The sequence below is a fragment of the Rhodococcus sp. AC861 genome (assembly GCF_979256035.1).
Map to the genome: position 1 here is coordinate 1 of NZ_CEEDMW010000032.1, position 284 is coordinate 284.

The following is a 284-nucleotide window of genomic DNA, read 5'->3' on the forward strand; positions in this document are numbered from 1 at the left end:
GCGTTGGCCACGGACGACGTCCGCCCCGAGATCCGACAGCAGCGTCGCCGTGTGCGGGCCCGGTCCGATCCCGGCGAGCTCCCCGACCTTGATTCCGGCGAGCGGTCCACCTGCAGTAGTCATGCCGCGACCCTATCCACCGGAACTCGCCCGACGCCAGGACCGGACCGATCGGGTCGGGAGACTCAGAGGAACTCCGACGCGGCGTCGTCCACCCGCGACCGAGAGGCACCCCACCAGTCCGCGTCGACGTCCGGAAGGTCGGAGTTGCCGACGGCCATGCC

At 71.1% G+C, this 284-nt stretch carries 1 protein-coding gene; it reads right to left on the reverse strand.

All coding sequences use genetic code 11. The features are described 5' to 3' along the window. On the reverse strand, window positions 1-123 hold a 123-nt coding region (locus AC0IX4_RS23015; RefSeq protein ID WP_471831399.1), incomplete at its 3' end, for a CoA transferase. Between the last annotated feature and the right edge of the window lie 161 nt (window positions 124-284).